The 18,293-nt window shown below is 61.4% G+C and carries 16 protein-coding genes; 4 read left to right on the forward strand and 12 right to left on the reverse strand.

All coding sequences use genetic code 11. The features are described from left to right. Window positions 1-4: 4 nt before the first annotated feature. Window positions 5-331: an antibiotic biosynthesis monooxygenase family protein gene (locus tag BMY98_RS21560; RefSeq protein ID WP_074892441.1), complete on the forward strand. Its 327-nt coding sequence runs from the start codon at window positions 5-7 to the stop codon at window positions 329-331. 369 nt (window positions 332-700) lie between these two features. Here the strand turns inward: BMY98_RS21560 and BMY98_RS21565 are convergent, their stop codons facing one another. The 3 genes from BMY98_RS21565 to BMY98_RS21575 all read right to left on the reverse strand — a co-directional run bounded on the left by BMY98_RS21565 (window position 701) and on the right by BMY98_RS21575 (window position 3,861). Beyond that, window positions 701-2,119 carry a short-chain fatty acid transporter gene (locus tag BMY98_RS21565; RefSeq protein ID WP_074892415.1) on the reverse strand — a complete coding sequence of 473 codons (1,419 nt, stop codon included), beginning with the start codon at window positions 2,117-2,119 and terminating at the stop codon, window positions 701-703. Window positions 2,120-2,418: 299 nt separating this feature from the next. Next, on the reverse strand, window positions 2,419-3,075 hold the full coding sequence (locus tag BMY98_RS21570) for a CoA transferase subunit B (RefSeq protein WP_074892416.1): 657 nt from the start codon (window positions 3,073-3,075) through the stop codon (window positions 2,419-2,421). Between the two features lie 84 nt (window positions 3,076-3,159). Further along, a complete protein-coding gene (locus tag BMY98_RS21575; RefSeq protein ID WP_074892417.1) occupies window positions 3,160-3,861 on the reverse strand; it encodes a CoA transferase subunit A in 702 nt (233 codons plus the stop codon). A gap of 130 nt (window positions 3,862-3,991) precedes the next feature. On the opposite strand from BMY98_RS21575, the gene BMY98_RS21580 reads away from it, so the two are divergent. From BMY98_RS21580 to BMY98_RS21595, 3 genes are all read left to right on the forward strand, one after another. Further along, window positions 3,992-4,915: a LysR family transcriptional regulator gene (locus tag BMY98_RS21580; protein WP_074892418.1), complete on the forward strand. Its 924-nt coding sequence runs from the start codon at window positions 3,992-3,994 to the stop codon at window positions 4,913-4,915. 152 nt (window positions 4,916-5,067) lie between these two features. Next, window positions 5,068-6,438, forward strand: a complete 1,371-nt coding sequence (locus tag BMY98_RS21585) for a GntT/GntP/DsdX family permease (RefSeq protein WP_074892419.1) — start codon at window positions 5,068-5,070, stop codon at window positions 6,436-6,438. Window positions 6,439-7,044: 606 nt separating this feature from the next. Then, the gene (locus BMY98_RS21595; protein WP_074892421.1) at window positions 7,045-7,320 is read left to right on the forward strand and encodes a hypothetical protein; all 276 of its coding nucleotides are present in this window, start codon (window positions 7,045-7,047) and stop codon (window positions 7,318-7,320) included. A gap of 10 nt (window positions 7,321-7,330) precedes the next feature. Here the strand turns inward: BMY98_RS21595 and ssuE are convergent, their stop codons facing one another. The 9 genes from ssuE to BMY98_RS21640 all read right to left on the reverse strand — a co-directional run bounded on the left by ssuE (window position 7,331) and on the right by BMY98_RS21640 (window position 18,248). Next, a complete protein-coding gene (gene ssuE, locus BMY98_RS21600) occupies window positions 7,331-7,912 on the reverse strand; it encodes an NADPH-dependent FMN reductase (RefSeq protein WP_074892422.1) in 582 nt (193 codons plus the stop codon). Window positions 7,913-8,265: 353 nt separating this feature from the next. Further along, a complete protein-coding gene (locus BMY98_RS21605) occupies window positions 8,266-9,348 on the reverse strand; it encodes a polysaccharide biosynthesis/export family protein (protein ID WP_074892423.1) in 1,083 nt (360 codons plus the stop codon). 165 nt (window positions 9,349-9,513) lie between these two features. Next, on the reverse strand, window positions 9,514-10,926 hold the full coding sequence (locus BMY98_RS21610; protein WP_074892424.1) for an undecaprenyl-phosphate glucose phosphotransferase: 1,413 nt from the start codon (window positions 10,924-10,926) through the stop codon (window positions 9,514-9,516). Between the two features lie 13 nt (window positions 10,927-10,939). Beyond that, a complete protein-coding gene (locus BMY98_RS21615) occupies window positions 10,940-12,163 on the reverse strand; it encodes a glycosyltransferase family 4 protein (protein WP_074892425.1) in 1,224 nt (407 codons plus the stop codon). 95 nt (window positions 12,164-12,258) lie between these two features. Further along, on the reverse strand, window positions 12,259-13,299 hold the full coding sequence (locus tag BMY98_RS21620; protein WP_074892426.1) for an acyltransferase family protein: 1,041 nt from the start codon (window positions 13,297-13,299) through the stop codon (window positions 12,259-12,261). Between the two features lie 9 nt (window positions 13,300-13,308). Next, a complete protein-coding gene (locus BMY98_RS21625; protein WP_074892427.1) occupies window positions 13,309-14,430 on the reverse strand; it encodes a glycosyltransferase family 4 protein in 1,122 nt (373 codons plus the stop codon). A gap of 127 nt (window positions 14,431-14,557) precedes the next feature. After that, entirely contained in the window at window positions 14,558-15,880 is a 1,323-nt protein-coding gene (locus tag BMY98_RS21630; protein ID WP_074892428.1) for a hypothetical protein, read from the reverse strand. Window positions 15,881-15,996: 116 nt separating this feature from the next. After that, complete coding sequence (locus BMY98_RS21635; protein ID WP_074892429.1) at window positions 15,997-17,250, reverse strand: glycosyltransferase family 4 protein; 1,254 nt, start codon at window positions 17,248-17,250, stop codon at window positions 15,997-15,999. Next, the gene (locus BMY98_RS21640; protein WP_074892430.1) at window positions 17,247-18,248 is read right to left on the reverse strand and encodes a glycosyltransferase; all 1,002 of its coding nucleotides are present in this window, start codon (window positions 18,246-18,248) and stop codon (window positions 17,247-17,249) included. Before BMY98_RS21640 ends, BMY98_RS21635 begins: the two co-directional genes overlap by 4 nt. Window positions 18,249-18,293 lie beyond the last annotated feature (45 nt).

The following is an 18,293-nucleotide window of genomic DNA, read 5'->3' on the forward strand; positions in this document are numbered from 1 at the left end:
CATGATGATGGCAGACACCTTTGGCGTGCCTTATTACGCGGTGATCTTCACCTCGGTCCGCACTGAGGTCGAAGCGCAGGCATATGACGACGCGGCGCGGCGGATGCTCGAACTCGTTCGACAGCAGCCGGGTTTCCTCGGCGTGGAGTCGGTACGCGGCGGTGACGGGCTGGGGATCACCGTGTCGTACTGGGCCAACGAAGCCGCGATCCTGGCCTGGAAGGAGCATCCTGAACACAGGGAAATCCGTGAGCGCGGCCGGTCGACGTGGTATCGGCGATGCACCACTCGAGTTTCCAGGGTGGAGCGGGAATACAGCTTCGGACGTTGATGCTCGATCAAGCCCATTTCGAGGGTGGTTTTGCCACCGCTGAGGAGTGTCGGTCGTACACAAAATCCGGAGCCGGCTTGCTGGCGAACGCGGTTAATTCCTGAAATGTCCAGCGACTGACACGACGCCTTCGCGGGCAAGCGCGCTCCTACAGAGGGTTTTGCGACGGCTGAGGAATGTCGGTCGTACACAAAATCCGTAGGAGCCGGCTTGCTGGTGAACGCGTTTAACCGTGACATCTCCGGCGACTGACACGACGCTTTCGCGGGCAAGCGCGCTCCTACAGGATTTGCGACGGCGAAGGAATAGTGACCTGCGAAGGGGTGCGCGGGGAGTTCAATCCTCCGCGCACCTGGATTTTCTACCCGGTCAGGGCATGACCGGCGGAACGTACGCCAGCGTTGTGCCCAGCACCCATAACAGGAACAACACCAGCGGCGTATGCACCAGCAGTTGCACGAACGAGAAGCCGATCAAATCCCGCGCCTTCAGGCCGAGCACGCCCAGCAGCGGCAGCATGTAGAACGGGTTGATCAGGTTTGGCAGCGCTTCGGCGGCGTTGTAGATCTGCACCGCCCAGCCGAGATGGTATTTGAGGTCGTTGGCGACCTGCATCACGTACGGCGCTTCGATGATCCACTTGCCGCCGCCGGACGGGATGAAGAACCCGAGAATTGCCGAGTACACGCCCATCAGTAGCGCATACGTGTCGTGGGACGCGATGCTGGTGAAGAACGTCGAGATGTGGTGCGCGACGGTTTGCGCATCACCGCCCTTGACCGTGGTCAGCAGCGCGGCGATCGAACCGTACAACGGAAACTGGATCAGTACGCCGGTGGTGGTCGGCACGGCGCGGGCCACGGCATCAAGGAAACTGCGCGGACGCCAGTGCAGCAACGCGCCGACCATGATGAACAGGAAGTTGTAGGTGTTCAGGCCGGAAATCGCAGTGATCGCCGGTTTGGTGCTGAACTCGTTGTACAACCAGCCGGACGCCAGCACGACCATCAGAATGATCAGCAGCGGGCTGTATTCCAGCCACTCGCCAGGCCGGGTGCGCGGCGGCAGCGGTGGCAGGCTGAAGCTGGGGTCAATGCCGCATTCCTTGGCATCGCGGGCGTTGGCCGGGCCGGGCGCCGTGGCGTAGGCGATGATGATCGAGACCACCACCAAGGCCAGCAGCATTACCCCGGACTGCCAAAGGAAGATCGTCTGGGTGAACGGAATCACCCCGGTGATCGCCAGAATCGACGGCGGCAAGCTGGCCGGGTTGGCTTGCAACTGCGCGGCGGACGACGAAAGACCCAAGGCCCACACCGCGCCCAGACCCAGATAAGCCGCGGCACCGGCGGCGCGGTAGTCCATTTTCAGATCGGTGCGCCGGGCCAGGGCACGCACCAGCAAGCCGCCGAAGACCAGCGACAAGCCCCAATTGAGCAAGGAGGCCACCATGCTGATGAGCGCGACCCAGGCCACGGCCGAACGGCCGTTCTTCGGCAGGCGCGCCAGGCGGTCGATCAGTTTGACCGCCGGCGGCGAACTGGCGACGACGTAACCGCCGATGACCACGAAGGCCATTTGCATGGTGAAGGGGATCAGGCTCCAGAAGCCGTCGCCAAAGGCTTTGGCGGTGTCGGCGGGTTTGGCGCCGATGACCAGCGTGGCGAGTGTGACGATGACCACGGCCAGCGCGGCGAACACCCACGAGTCCGGGAACCAGCGTTCCGCCCATTTGGCGCAACGCAGGGCAAAGCGGGCGGAGCGGCTTTCTTCGATGTCGGCGGCCACGTGTGTTACCTCTTCTAGTTATTGTTCAGGTGTGTAGGACGGCAGTTTCAAGTGTTCTCGGTGATGCGAAAAAAGCACCGGCTCAGATACAGCAAAGCCCCTTCATCGCTGAAGGGGCAGGGCGGTCTGACGAAAGGTGCAGGTATGCGAAAGCTCAGGGTGTTGCCAATACGTGGAGCACGCCGCGGATCCTGTAGGAGCGCGCTTGCCCGCGAAAGGACGTTTCAGACACTGCGTGGGTGTCTGGCCATCCGCGGTTCGCGGGCAAGCGCGCTCCTACAAGTACCGCGCCATCGCCGTTAAAACGTCATTTCCACCACGTCATCCGGCACGATCAGTTTGCCGGCGGTCTTGGCGATGATTTCATCGACCGTCACGCCCGGTGCGGTTTCGCGCAGCACGAAGGCGCCGTTTTCGATCTCGAGGTACGCAAGGTCGGTCAGCACTTTCTTGATGCAGCCGGCGCCGGTCAACGGCAGGCTGCAGCGCGACAGCAGCTTGGATTCGCCGTCCTTGGACGCGTGGGTCATGGTGACGATGATGTTCTCGGCGCCGGCGACCAGGTCCATCGCCCCGCCCATGCCCTTGACCAGCTTGCCGGGGATCATCCACGAGGCAATGTTGCCTTCGACGTCCACTTCAAACGCGCCAAGCACAGTCAGGTCGACGTGGCCGCCACGGATCATGGCGAAGGATTCGGCCGACGAGAAGATCGACGCGCCCTTGCGTGCGGTTACGGTCTGTTTGCCGGCGTTGATCATGTCGGCATCGATGGTTTCTTCGGTAGGAAACGGGCCCATGCCGAGCAGGCCGTTTTCCGATTGCAGCATCACGTCGATGCCGTCCGGCACATAGTTGGCGACCAGGGTCGGAATGCCGATGCCCAGGTTAACGTAGAAGCCGTCTTGCAGTTCGCGGGCGACGCGCTGTGCCATTTGTTCGCGGGAGAGTGCCATGATCTTGGGTCTCTTTTATTCTGTCCGGACTGTAGAAAAACCGGAGATACAAAGGGGAAAATCGGTTCGAGGACGACGCTGATGTCAGGCTTTTCTGACGGTTCGCTGCTCGATGCGCTTCTCGAACGTGCCCAGGATCACGCGATCGACATAGATGCCGGGTGTGTGGATTTCGGTGGGCAGCAACACGCCGGGCTCGACGATTTCTTCCACTTCCACCACGGTGATCTTGCCGGCGGTGGCGACCACCGGATTGAAGTTCTGCGCGGTGTGACGGTAGACCACGTTGCCGAAGTGGTCGGCTTTCCAGCCTTTGACGATGGCGAAGTCGCCGGTGATGGCTTCTTCGAGAATCACATTGCGGCCGTTGAACTGGCGGGTTTCCTTGCCTTCCGCGACGGGTGTGCCGAAACCGGTGGCGGTATAGAAGGCGGGAATGCCGGCGCCGCCTGCGCGCATTTTTTCGGCCAAGGTGCCTTGGGGGGTTAACTCGACTTCCAGCTCGCCGCTGAGCAACTGGCGCTCGAACAGGGCGTTTTCACCGACGTAAGACGCGACCATTTTGCGGATCTGCCGGTCTTCCAGGAGGATGCCCAGGCCAAAACCGTCGACGCCGCAGTTGTTGGAAACGACGGTGAGGCCCTTCACCCCCATGCGTTTGATTTCAGCGATGAGGTTTTCGGGGATGCCGCACAATCCGAAGCCGCCGGACAGCACGGTCATGTTGTCGGTCAGCCCGGCGAGGGCTTCAGCGTAGGTTGCCACGCGTTTATCGAGTCCAGCCATGGTGAGATCCCGCCTTATTTGTAGTTGTGTCCGACAATCTAAGCATCGGAGAGCGTTGCCCGCATCTTCTCTTGCATGCACTGATTTGTTAATTTTGTTTTTTTGATCGATTGATAAGTAATCCAAATATATGAACGTGAAACAGCTTCGGGCGTTTCTGGCGGTGGCGCAGTGCCTCAGTTTTGCTCAGGCGGGGGAGCGGCTGCATGTGTCGCAGCCGGCGTTGAGCCTGACCATCAAGGCGCTGGAGGAGGACCTGGGCGGGCAGTTGCTGACCCGCACCACGCGCAATGTCAGCCTGACCCCGGAGGGTGAGGCCTTGCTGCCACTGGCGCGCCAGTTGCTTGCCGACTGGGACAACACCGAAGAACTCCTGCGCCAGCGGTTCACCCTGCAAATGGGCAGGGTGTCGGTGGCCGCGATGCCGTCCTACGCGGGCAATCTGTTGCCGATCGCGCTGAAGGTGTTCCGCGAGCGCTACCCGCGGGTGAACGTGGCGGTGCACGACGTGATCAACGAGCAAGTGGTGGAAATGGTCGGGCATCGGCGTGTGGAGCTGGGCATTGGCTTCGAGCCCGAGGCGGGCACCAACCTGATTTTCACGCCGTTTTACATGGACCGTTTTGTCGCCGTGGTGCCGAAGGACTCGCCACTGGCCGCACGTCGCGAAGTGAGTTGGGACGAACTGCTGCGTCACGACTTCATCACCCTGCAACGTCCGTCCGCCGTGCGCTTGTTGCTGGAGCAGGACCTGCAGAGCCAGCACGGCAAACTGTCGGTGGCGTTCGAAAGCCATCAACTGTCGACGGTCGGGCGCATGGTCGCCAACGGCCTGGGCGTCAGCGCGGTGCCGTCGCTGTGCATCGCGCAGATGGAAGAGCTCGGCGCTCGCTGCATTGCCCTGGAAGGCCCGCGCATTGAGCGTCGTATCGGTTTGATGACCCAGGCGGACCATCAATTGTCGGCAGCGGCACAGGGTCTGCGCGAGGTGCTGATCGAATGCGCGCGAGACTCAAATGCTGCTTTTGCGAGCAAGCTCGATCTCACAGGATGATGTCGCGCTCCGAGTTGGAGACCCGTGGCGAAACGGCAAGACCCTGTGAAAATTTAACTGCGACCCAATGCCGCATCCGGTATGGTTCGGCCGGTTGAAACATATTGTTTCAATACATTCCGAAATAAAACCGAGCGATAAGGGGTTCCGCGTTGGATTTATCGTCTGCTGCCTGGGTGTTTCATGACACTCGCCTGATCATCTGCTGCCTGATCGCCATTGCCACCATCATCGTGCTGATCAGCGCAACCAAGCTCCCGCCGTTTCTGTCGATTCTGGTGGGCACATTCATCGCAGGGATAGGCGCGGGGTTGCCAGCGGAGGCAGTGGCGAAGGCGTTTAGCAAGGGCGCGGGCGGGATACTCGGTGAAGCCGGGATCATCATCGCCCTCGGTGCGATGCTCGGTGCGCTGATGGCCGAATCCGGTGCGGCCGATCGCATCGCGTCGACGCTGCTGGGGCTGGGCAAAGGCAAGATGCTGCCGTGGGTCATGGCCCTGGTGGCGATGGTGATCGGCCTGCCACTGTTCTTCGAAGTGGGCCTGGTAATGATGGTGCCGATTATCTTCGTCATGGCGCGCCAGTCGAATCAGCCGCTGCTGAAAATTGCCATCCCGGCACTGGCCGGCATGACCACCCTGCACGCGCTGATGCCGCCCCACCCGGGGCCGCTGATTGCCGTCAGCGCCTTGCACGCCGATCTTGGCCTGACCATGTTGCTGGGTTTCTGCGTGGCGGTGCCGGCGGTGATTCTGGCCGGTCCTCTGTACGGCAACTGGCTGTCAAAGCGCATGCACATAGAGGAGCCGGCGGAGCTGGGCGAGCTGTTCTCGGCCAAACCCACTGCCTCTCGCCAGCCAAGCTTCGGCGTTTCGTTGTTGATCATTCTGCTGCCGGTGATTCTCATGCTCGGGAGTACCCTGGCAAAAATAGCCATGGAGCCGGAAAGCAACATCGCGCTGACGCTGAAATTTCTCGGTGAACCGCTGGTGGCGTTGGGCATTGCGGTGCTGGCCGCAACGGTGTGTCTGGGCTGGGCCAACGGTATTTCCCGCGAACAAGTGGGCGGCACGCTGCGCAAGAGCCTGGCGCCAATTGCCGTGCTGCTGCTGACCATCGGCGCGGGCGGCGGCTTGAAGCAAACGTTGCTGGATGCCGGCGTCAGCCAGACCATCAGCAAAGTGGCCGAAGGCGCGCACATGCCATACCTGCTGCTGGCGTGGTTGATTGCGGTTGCGCTGCGTCAGGCGACCGGTTCGGCCACCGTCGCGACCACCACCACGGCGGGCATTCTTGCGCCGATGATGGCCGGGCTGGCGCCGGTGGAGGCGTCACTGGTGGCGCTGGTGATCGGCGCAGGCTCGGTGTTCTTCTGCCACGTCAACGACGCGGGGTTCTGGATGGTCCGCGAATACTTCGGCCTGCAACTGAAGCAAACGATTTGGGTGTGGTCGGTGCTACAGACCATTGTGTCGGTGGTGGGGCTGATCGGCACGTCGCTGTTGTGGCACTTTCTGGTCTGATCATTTCTCAGGTTCAACCCTGAACCCTGTGGAAGTGAGCAGCTTCACAGGGTTTGACCCCGACGCACGTGTTCGGCGTACCTAGCCAAAAATTGATGACGGTCATGCCGGCCTCTTCCCGGCTGAAGCCGGTCCTACAGTGGGTGCGCGGTGTCTGTAGGACCGGCTTCAGCCGGGAAACTCTTGATCTGCTTTTGATCTTGGTACGCAAAAATTCCAAACACCGCCAAACGCGACTTGGGTGCAGGCTGAACGCAGGTCTCGCGCAGTGGGCCGAGCCGCATGGATGCGGCGAGAGCGCCGTCAGGGCATGGATGCCCGTTCGGCGCGGGCCCACGGAGCGAGACCGAAGTGAAGGAACCCTGACGAACGAAGGGCCCAACCAGGAGCAGGCACTTTTGCTTACTTTTGGTGCTTTTCAAAAGTAAGTCGCCGAAGGCGAAACCCGAGGCCGTTAGGCCGACGCACCCTGCACCTGGATAGATCGCCGAACACCCAATTGCGCGCCAAGCCCGATAGCCACTATCAAGACGACTGATTTCTGCTGGAAAGGCCCGGGGCGTAGCCTTGGCTTCATTCCAGAAACGAGCCGAATGGAGGCTCCCAATGAACCGTCTTCTTGTCCTCTCCCTGTTACTTTCCGCCTCCGTTCTCGCCGGTTGTGCCGCTGGCAATCATCCCGAACTGCGTGCCTACAGTGCTGAAGAGACCCACCAGCTGGCCCTCGAAGACCTCAATCGTCGCGGCTTGTCCTACGACGACTTTCAGGCCCGCAAGGCGCAACTGATGGAGCAGCCACAACTGCAACGCGCCCATGAGTTCGATAACCGCGGCGAAGTGAATGCCGAAGTCAGCGTTGCTTCGAAAGCCCGCCAGGGTTAAGCCGGAACACTCACAACGCCAGTTTCAAATGCCCGCCCGCTTCCTTGTGACGTGCCTGGGTCCGGTGTTGCAGGCCCAGTAAAAAGTGATCCAGACCGTCGTGCAGACGCTGGGTCAGCAGTTCATCCAGATCGCCGCCCGACGCGTTCTCGCCGTAGCTGATCTGGCTGTCGATGGCGAATACCCCGTGCAGCACCTCCTGGCATTTCAGCGCCGACAGCACCGGTTTCAGTGCGTAATCCACCGCCAGCATGTGCGCAATGCTCCCTCCGGTCGCGACCGGCAAGACCACTTTGCCGTGCAGTGAACGCTCCGGCAGCAGGTCGAGCAGCGTCTTCAGCGCCCCCGAAAACGAAGCTTTGTACACCGGCGTGCCGATCAGTAAACCGTCCGCCTTCGCCACTGCTTCGATGAAAGCCACCACCTGCGGGCTGTCGAATCGGGCATAGAGCAGATCCTCGGCTGCAAAATCCTGAAGGCGCACACCGTTGACTTCTACGCCGCGGTCCTTGAGCCAGTGCGCGGCATGTTGCAGCACTACGCCCGAGCGCGAACGTGTGGAAGGGCTACCTGAAATCGAGACTACCAACATGTGTTGTTTCCTTGGGGTCAGTCACCCGTGGTGCCAGGCACCGAGCAGGCCGCGTTCAACGCGCAGTGGTGGGCATGAAGACCCTTTGGCAGGGTAGAAGCAGCATGCGTGCCAGCGCTCGCCATGGGCTGCCGGCCCTGTAAATCCAGCAAACACGCACCGCTGCAATCCCCCAACTGTCATTCACACCCACCTATCTGTTGATTCGCTGTTGCCCACGCAACACCCGCCCTCATCAAATTCAGCGCAAAAAAAATCCCCGCAGTCGGACCACTGCGAGGATTTCCGTGTTGCTCTGGTGCGCGGCTGTCAGCTTGAAGCTTCAAACTTGCCGCTTGAAGCTGGCTGCCCCATCAATTCCTGAACATCGCACCCGTCTGGATGATGTTGTTCGAGCCCAGCAACTGGCTCACGTAACGGCTCCAGCGGGTGATGTTGGCCGGGCCGACAAACACCACGTCCTGGGCCGCCAGCTCGAAGCCTTTGGCCAGCGCATAACTGGTCGGCTTCTTCGCCGCCAGGTGATACACCGTCGCGCCGTGGGTGGCGTCCTGTGCACGAATCACATATACCGCGTCGCCATCGGCTGCGTCAGGGCTCAGGCCGCCAGAGGTGCCGAGCGCTTCCAGCAAGGTCACGCTGGTGGTGCTGAACGAGATCACTTGCGGGCGCTGAACTTCACCCAGCACGTAGATCTTGTTTTTCGAGTTGCTGTTGAGGTGCAGGTAATCGCCGTCCTTCAGGAAGATCTTGCTGATCTGCGAGTCCTTGCGGTTCAGCGAGTCAACGTCGATCACGTAATCCTTGCCGTCGCGACGCAGGGTCAGGCTGGCAAGGTTGGCGTCGGTCGAATCAAGACCGGCCTGGCTGATGGCCTGAACCAGGCTCAGCGGAATGTTGGTGATCGGTTGCGGGCCAGCCGTTTTGAAAGCACCCGAGAGCAGAACGCGCTGGCTGTTGTAACGGAGCACTTTGACGTCGACTTTCACTTCGGTGTACTGCGGCGCCAGACCCATGCGCAGTTGGTCGCGGATCTGGGAAACGGTCTTGCCGGCGGCCTGAATACGGCCTACGTACGGGAAGAACACGGTGCCGTCGTTCAGCACTTCGCGGCTGTTGGCGTCCAGCTGTTCCTGGGAGCCTGGCGCGGTCAGTTCAGGGTGTTCGAACACGGTCACCAGCAAGGCGTCGCCCGGGCCGACGATGTATTCAGGCGTCTTGTAGTTCAGCAGTTCCGGGGGCAGCGGTTTGGCCGCCGCGTCTGCGGTTTTCTGCTGCTGCGCAAGGGTGGCGGGGGTGATGTTGATCAGCGTGACCTGGGGACCGTCGGGGTCTTTCTCAGTGACATCGCTGTAAGACATGTATTGACCAGGGGCGAATGCGCAGCCTTGCAACACCAGGCTGGAAAGCAGCACGACCGCTAACGTTACTTTCATATGAATGTTCCTTCTCATCCTAATAGGTGCGTACTGGCACCGCAGTGATTTCTTTGCATCCCTTACTCACACCGAACATCGGATCACATTCGCTCATGCACCCGTGCACCTCCCGCCAAGCTTACTAGCCCTTGGCCATGTTTGTTGTGATTGGCGGATTTTCTTTTAGAAGGCGTTCTTGTTGACGAAGCCTTTGAAGAGCGTCAGCAGGATAATTTTCAGGTCCAGCCAGACCGACCAGTGCTCGATGTACTGCAGGTCGAATTCAACGCGTTTCTGCATCTTGTCCAGCGTGTCGGTCTCGCCACGCCAGCCGTTGATCTGTGCCCAGCCGGTGATGCCCGGCTTGACCTTGTGCCGCAGCATGTAACCCGACACCTGTTTGCGGTACTGCTCGTTGTGCGCCACGGCGTGTGGGCGCGGGCCAACGACGGACATCTCGCCGCGCAGCACGTTGAAGAACTGCGGCAGTTCGTCCAGCGAGGTGCGACGCAGGAACGCGCCCAGCGGCGTGATGCGGCTGTCATTGCGCGTGGCCTGGGTCACCACGGAGCCGTTCTCCTGCACGCTCATGCTGCGGAATTTCCAGACCATGATCGGCCGCCCGTCCAGGCCGTAACGACGTTGACGGAACAGCACCGGGCCGGGGGAGGTGAGCTTGATCGCCAGGGCAATCAGCATCAGCGGCAGGGCGATCATGGTCAGGATGATGCTCGACAGCACGATATCTTCCAGACGCTTGACCACGCTCCAGGCGCCGTCCATGGGCGAGTCGAAAATGCTGATGCTCGGCAGGCCGTTGATGCTTTCGCTGCGGGCGTGCAGCAACTCGAACATGAACACGTCGGGGATCACGTAGACCGACGCGGTGGTGTCGCTCAAGCCCTTGATCAGCGCTTGCAACCGTTCCTGTGCGCCGAGCTCCAGGGTGATGTACACCTTGTCGATCTTGCCGTCGCGGGCGTCCTGGATCAGTTGATCCAGATCGCCCAGCACCGGAATGCGTCGGCCGATGCGCGCCAGGTCGATCTGCTGAGGCGCTTCGTCATAGAAGCCCAGCAGGTTCAGGCCCATCCACGGCGCGCGTTCGATGGACATCGCCAGGCGTTCGCCGCAGTGGCCGGTGCCGACGATCGCCACGCGACGGGTGTTGAAACCCTGGGCGCGCAAGGTGTGCAGTACGCTGCGAATCGCCAGACGATAACCACACAACGCCACCATCACGGCGGCAAACCAGGCCATCTGGCTGTCGTTCGCCAGATCGTCGGGCTGCAGCAGCAGGTAATCGACGAACAGCAGCAGCACAAAGGCCAGCCCCCAGTAATTGGCGACCTTCAGCAGCTCGCGCACAATGCGCTCGCCACGCCAGGAGCCGTACAGTTGGTGGTATTCGGCCAGCCAGTGAAAAGCCACCGCTGCCAGCAGAATCTGCATCCAGGCTTCGCTGCTCATCGGCGTGCCGGTGAGCAGGTTTACCCAGTAACCGCCGACCGCGATGACCGCCAGATCGAGCAGCCGGTGAGCGACGGACAGCGACGATGAATGGGCATGCAGGATGCCCCTTAATGGTGTGCGCATATTCTGTGCTCGCTCAGACGGATTTGATCGGAACAACACGGGCGGAGAGGTCGCTGCTGACCAGCGTCGGCGCGGACTGCAGCGGCCGTGCGTGCGCAGGCTGGCGGCTTTGACGGGCAGCGGTCAGACGGCTCTCGACGAACTGGCGCATTTCCTGTTCGAAGCGGGCTTCGCTGAAGCGCTCGGCGTTGGTCCGGCAAGCTTGCGCAGTGATACGTGAGCCGTTGATCTCGAACGTTTCGATGGCCGCTATCAGCGACGCAACGCTCTGCTCCGGGTAGAGCACGCCGGTGGGCTGCGGATGATCCAGACCGCAAACCGTTTCCACCACGCCACCCTTGGCGAACGCAATGACCGGCGTGCCGCAGGCCTGGGCTTCCACCGGGCTGATGCCGAAATCCTCTTCGGCGGCAAACACGAACGCCTTGGCGTTGCTCATGTGTTCCTGCAGCACCGCGAACGGCTGATAACCCAGCAGCGTGACGTTCGGCGCGTGGGCAGCAGCGGCCTTGGCCTTTTCCATTTCCGGGCCGTCGCCGATCACCACCAGACGCTTGTTCGGCATTGCCGCGAAAGCTTCGATGATCATCGGCATGCGCTTGTACGGGACCATGCGCGAGGCGGTGAAGTAGTAATCCTGCTTCTGTTCCTGCAGCGCGAAACCGCGGGTGTCCACTGGCGGGTAGATCACCGTGGATTCGCGGCGGTAGGCCTTGGTGATGCGCGCGCCAATAAAGTGCGAGTTGGCGATGAAGTCATCGACGCCGGCTGCGGTGCGCTGATCCCACATGCGCATGTAATGGAGGATCATCCGCGCCACTTTGCCTTTCAGGCCGGTGCTCAGGTTGGCTTCTTTGAGGTACTGGTGCTGCAGGTCCCAGGCGTAACGAATCGGCGAGTGCACGTAGCTCACGTGTAACTGGTCCGGTCCGCACAGGACACCTTTGGCCACCGCGTGGCTGCTGCTGATGATCAGGTCGTAACCGGACAGGTCCAGTTGCTCGATGGCCATCGGCATCAGCGGCAGGTAGCGCTGGTATTTGGTTTTGGCCTTGGGCAGGTGCTGAATGAACGTGGTCTTGGCGACTTTGCCGCCCAACTGGGCACGGTCCTGGTCGCTGAGGAAATCGATGACGGAGAACAGATCCGCCTCGGGCCAGATTTTGATCAGCGATGCCAAAACCCTTTCGGCACCGGCGTACGTCACCAACCAGTCGTGGACGATAGCAATTTTCATTGGAATTCTCTGCATTAACGGCTGAGGGATGCCCGGCATGTCGAGCGAAGCTCGCGAGGGCGATCCCATGCCTTTCCATGTGCGCAGGCGCTAAATCAGACGCTCACAGGCTGCGTCTTGGCGTTGCGGTTATTGAGGCGTTTTCCGAGCTGGATGAAAGGGTGTTCGATGTAGCGAAAACACAGATGGGCCGCGGCCAGGGTCAGCAGCGTCGCGACCAGCGCCACCAGCAGGGCCGGTGCATCGGTGCCGCGCAGCAGGTAGTTGCTGAACAGGCCCATCGACGGGTGCAGCAGGTACAGCGAGTAACTCACTGCGCCCAGCCAGACCAGCGCCGGGTGATCCAGACGCACACTGCGGGTCAGCAGCACGAAGCTGACAATGGCCACGGCGTAGGTGAAGCAGTAACGGCCCCAGGTTTCGCCGGTGCCCATGTCTTCGCTGTAGGCCATGATCAGCGTCGGCGGCAATAGCACGGCGAAGGCCACGAACAGCATTTTCAGGTTCCGCGTCAGCGCCGCGCTGTGTTCAGCCAGCAACCACTGGCGCCATACAGAACCGAAGAACATCAGCGACAACGCCAGGGGCAGGGCCACCGGCAGCTTGTGTTCGGTCAACGCGCGGGCAATGCCCAACGCCAGCGCCGCGAGCAGAAACACCAGCGAACAGCGCGCCCGGTACGCCAGGTCGTAGAGCTTGCCGGCGATGAACAACGCCAGGCACAGACCGTAGAACACCAGTTCGATGAACAGCGTCCAGTACAGGCCGACCACGTCATTGAAGCCCAGCGCCGTCTGCACCATCGTCAGGTTGGCGACGATCTGCGGCCAGGACGGCAGCGGCGCGCCGGTCAACTGAAGCATCAGCACAAACAGCACCAGTGACAGCCAGTAGGCCGGGTACAAGCGCATCACGCGCGAGATCACAAAGCGGCGGGCGCCGTCGGGCACCGGCTTGAGGCTGTAGGGAATCACTACGCCGCTGATCATGAAAAACCACAGCACCCCTAACTTGCCGGGGTCGATCAGGTAATCCAGCACCCAGTCGTGACCGATGACCGGTTCGTACAAATGGGTGAAGACCACCATCAAGGCGGCGATGCCGCGCAATGCGTCGAGATAGGCAAGGCGTTTCATTGCAGCGCCTCAGAGCTTGCTGGAAGATTCACGCCCCAGGGCATCGCTGCCCTGGTTGGTGCGGCGGTCTCTGGCCGGACTCAGCAGCGCGTCGATGCGTTGGGAAACCTGTCGCGCCGATTCTTCCCAGGAGAACCGCGCCACGTTGTTCAGCCCGCGTCGGCGCAGCGACTGGCGCAGCGGCATGTCGGTCAGAATGCGTTCCATGGCAGCGGCCATATGGCAGACGTCCAGCGGGTCGAAATACAGCGCGCTGGCCTGCAGCACTTCAGGAATCGAGGCCGCGTTCGCCGCCAGCACCGGGCAACCGCACGCCTGAGCTTCCAGGGGAGGAATGCCGAAGCCTTCATACAGCGACGGAAACACAAAGGCCGTTGCGCCCTGGTACTGGCTGATCAGTTCGTCATCGCTCAGGCGCCCCAGAAAGCGGATGCGTGGGTCACGGCTGGCCAGGCGTTGCAGGTTGTCGTCGCTGAAAATCCCGCTGGCGCCACCGACGATGCGCAGTTGCAGATCATCGTGGCCGCGCAGCAGCAGGAACGCCTTGATCATCCGGCTGAAGTTCTTGTGCGCGCTGGGCGAAGACACCGCCAGCAGGTAGTCCTGTTGTTCTTTGAGCGGCGGGCCCGGCTGGAACGCACCGCTCACGGCATTGGGCACCACGAAGATTTTCTTCTCCGGGTATTTGTAGAACTGCGAAATCTCACCCTTGGAGAAGGCGCTCACCGTCAGCAGTGATTTGATGCGCGACAGCATGATCGGCGTCATGGTCCGGTACAGCAGGCGAAACGTGCGCGTGTAGCTTTCCGGGTGACGCACATAGGTGACGTCGTGGTGGGTGGCGATCTGATTGCCGTACAACAGCGGGGCGGTGCTGCACAGGGAGATCAGCAGCGGATTGCCCTGACGGCGCAGGTACAGCGGCAGGTCCAGCTGTTCCCACAGGTGGCCGCTGTGGCTGCCGATGCATTGCACGTCGAGGGCCTTGGCGCTCTCGTGCATCTGAATGCCATGGGGAGCAACAAACACCACGTCGTCGCGCAGTTGTTTGAGGGCCAGGCAGATCTGTTCGGCGAAGCGCTGAACGCCACGCAATTCCTGAGTCAGAAAACGTGCATTGATCACAATCATTGTGGTCGACCTGTAGAAGAGATAAAGGGGTCGTGCGCAGGAGCCGTCAGCGCCCTGAGTGAAAAGGGCGTCAGCGCCCTGAATGAAGGGGCGCTCTAAAGGCGGGCCGGAATAAAAAAGGCAGAACTCAGGGCAAGGCAAACAGTGCCGGGCGTGTGCCCAGGCTTATTATTTTCGGGAAGTCATCAATCGGCACTTGCGCCGAGCAACGCCCGTCATTGCAGTTCCACGGGATACCGCTGTCGACCAGTCCGCGTTGCGGCTGCCGAGTGTCGATGTAGTGCACGTTGCCGCGCAGCACGCTGCTGGCGTCGATCTTGATCGATCGCGGCAGCCCGGCGGTCCAGGCGACCATGATCTGCTCCGAACCCTTGGCGAACCGCAACAGGTATTGCGATTCGATTTCCCGACTCTTCTCAGCGTCGTAACGGAATTGATGCAGCGTCGGGCTAATGGCCTTCAGCGTCAGGTACGCCTGCTTGATGCTCAGGTCCTGATTGAGCAGGCCGAAGTTCTGCTCTGGATCAGTGCCGTCGGGACCGTCGTTGAGCAAGCCGTTCCACCACATGCCCTTGATGTTGGGCATCGTCTGCGCCAAGAAGAAACTGCGCGCCAGAAACGCTGCCTGAATCTTCTCATCACCGCCGCAGCGCCCGTCGTTACTGGGCCAGCCCATTTCGGTGAGATACAACGGCACCGGGCCTTTGTTGCGGTTCTTGTCCTTCAGGTCCTCGCTGATCCGCCGCAGCCAGGCAATCCAGTTTTCCGGCGTATTGCGCTCATCCGAACGGCAATACACATACGGATGAAGCGACAGCCCGTCGACATGATTGAGCACCCCCGATTCCACCAGCCGGTCGGCGAACCCCAGGTCCATGCCCTGGCTGGTAACGGCGCCTGCCAGAATCACCATCGGCCGCTGATTGGTGCGAATGCGCCTGGCGGTTTGTTCGATGAGCTGGAAGTAGTCCCGGGCGAACTCTGGATCGACCGGGTTTTCCTTGTCCCACTCGTTCCAGATCTCGTAGAAGTCCACGCTGTCGGTGAGCTGGCGGGTGACGAAGCTGGCGTAGTTGCCGTACGCATCGCGCATCGGTGGGGTTCGCGGTTTGGCGTAGTTCTCGTAAAACCGGTTACCGTAGCCCAGCACCAGCAGCGGTCGCAGACTGTTTTCCTGAACGGCGCTCAGGAATGACTGCCACGAGGGCTCAATCTTCAACAACCCTCGTCGCGGCTCGGCGCCGGACCAATAGGCATCGTCGCGCACCGAGTCGACACCCGCCGCTTTCAACAGCTGCAACGCGCGGGTGGAGGTGCCGGGTTTGTTCATCAAGTGCGTGTCGACGCCGATGATGAACGCTTCGTCAGCCCGCGTGATGCAGCTGATCAACAAGCCCAGCAACAGGACCGCCGAGGGTCGTCGTAACCGGGTCAGGTAAGGGATGTGCATGGCTTGTCTCAATGAAGAGGCACGGTCCGGAGCGCTTGCTCAGGTAGGTCTCGGGCCGTCGGCGATAATCTCGGCATGACGAGGGTGCATGCCGGTGTGTTCAAAGCGAGTGCGGCTCAAACCGGGTGAGCCAGTGAATGCCGGTTGCGCTGGGCGGCGTCGTCCAGCAGTGTCTGGGCAAAAATGCTCTGGTGGCTGTCGAGCATCAACTCCAGGTTCAGTAACGACGCCACGCTGACCCGGGCCTGACCGCTCAGACGCGCCAGCAATTCCGGGTTCTGGTGCAAACGCAACATTGCCTGGCCCAGTGAGTCGGGATCCTGCGGATCGCACAGCAGACCGTTGAGCGGGTCCTGAATGATCTCCGGCAACCCGCCCATGCGGCTGGCAATGACCGGCACCGAGTGGGCGCATGCCTCGACGGCGACCATGCCGAACGGCTCGTTCCACAGCGAAGGCACCACGGCGACGTCGATCTGGCGGTAGAACACTTCAGGCTTCTGATAACCGACAAAACTGATCTTCGGCGAGTTCGCCAGCGCCTTGAACGTGGCTTCGTCCGCGTCCTGGCCACGGCCTGCGATCTGCAACGTGGCGTCGAAAGGCAGTCGCTGAAATTGCTCGATCAGCCAGCCCACGCCTTTCTGATGGGACAGCGTGCCCATGTAGCCGAAGCGCAACGGCGCTTTTTTTGCCACCAGATCCGCTTGCCGACGCTGATGGGGCGAGGCCGTCGGCGGCGTGAACGGGCTGGCGTTGTGCACGACGTAAGGGCTGGCGGCGTTGAAATAACCGCGCAGCTGCAGCTTTTCAAGAATGAAACGGCTGACCCCGACCACCGCCGCGACCTGCGCCGAGCGTGCGTCGTGGCCCTTGCGGAAGGTCTGGCAACTGCCGCATTGCTGCTGGCAGCACTGGCCGCGTTTGAACATGTTGCTGCTTGGGCACATCAGGTACATGTCATGCAGCACCTGGACGATCGGCAGCTTTGCCGCGGTGATCTCGTCCCAGACAGAGACCGACCAGCCGCTCAGGTTGTGGCAGACCACCAGTTGCGGCTGCTCGTTGCCGATGACCTGTTTTACGTAGCTGCGCATCGCGCCGTTGTAGCGATCGCGCAGATGCCAGCCCAGGCGCGCAAGGCGGCCAGGCCGTTGCGAACCGAAATGCCAATAGAAGTTACGCAGGCCGGCGCGGTAGACCTTGACGCCGTTCACCGCCTCAACGCTCAAACCCGCGTCGGGACCGGTCACCAGCACGCTGACTTCACAGCCGCGCTGCTGCAGGCCTTCGACGGTACGCTGAAGAATGATTTCCGCGCCGCCTCCAATGTGAGGGGCATACAGGCTGCTGATGAACAGTATTTTCATAGGGGATACGACTGATTCAGACCCAGTACGCCGGACTCACCGTCGCGGATGGCTTGTTCGATCAGGCCGAGGCGCTCCTCGGCACCGCGTCGCTTGGCGATCAGCCGCAGCAGGCGGAAGAACACCCAGCGGTTGAGGCCGTACAGCAGCGACGAATTGGCCCAGATGTTCTTGTCGAACCAGGCCTGGTTGCGCGCGCCGTAGTAGGCGCGCAAGTCCGAGCCGCCCAGCAGGAAGCTTTCGTAGATGTTGTTGGTGCGAGCCTTGATGTTCCACGAGCTTTCCAGGTCGTCGAGCAACGCGTCCGGCACCAGAAAGATCCGGCCGCCACCGGCCGTGATGCGCCAGGTGTATTCGCTGTCGTCGGCGTAAAGCATCAACGCGTCCAGCGGCAGGCCGATGCGGCGATACAGATTGCGGTGGGCGAGCAGGCCGCCATACGTAGCGAACGGCAACTGCACCATCGGCAGTTTGCTGTGCGGGCTTTGCGGCGCGCCCCAAGGCAGTCGGCGCCAGATCTTGTACGGCAGCTGCGCGATGTGAAAACCGAAGAAGCTCGAGCGGCGCTGGATGGCGAACCGGTTCGGCACGCCAGCGGCGATGTCCGCCTGATGGGTCGGACGAAAGCCCAGAACGGCAGCCTTGTCTTCGCCGTCGATGCGTATACGTTCTTCGAGCACCTGATGCAGCGTTGCGATAGCGTTGATGGTCGGCGCGTTGTCGTCGTCCATCAGCCAGATGTGTTCGGCACCGGCGTCCAGCGCCGCCTGGATCCCCACCGAATACCCCCGCGCGGAACCGGTGTTCTCGTGCATGTAAATCACGCTGACCTGATTCGGCCAGGTGCGGCGCAGGTTGTCCAGCGGCGCGGTGGACGCGTTGCTGACGATGATCACGCGATCAATCAGCGGGCTTTCCAGCGAGCGGCTGACCAGGGTGTGCAGGTAGTTGAAACGATCACCATAGGTGAGCGTCACCAGCGTGGTTTTCTGGGTCATGGCGAGTTCCGGGCGAAGGGGGGTCAAGAGGCTGAAAGCATCAGC

The organism is Pseudomonas graminis (genome assembly GCF_900111735.1).
GTDB lineage: Bacteria > Pseudomonadota > Gammaproteobacteria > Pseudomonadales > Pseudomonadaceae > Aquipseudomonas > Aquipseudomonas graminis.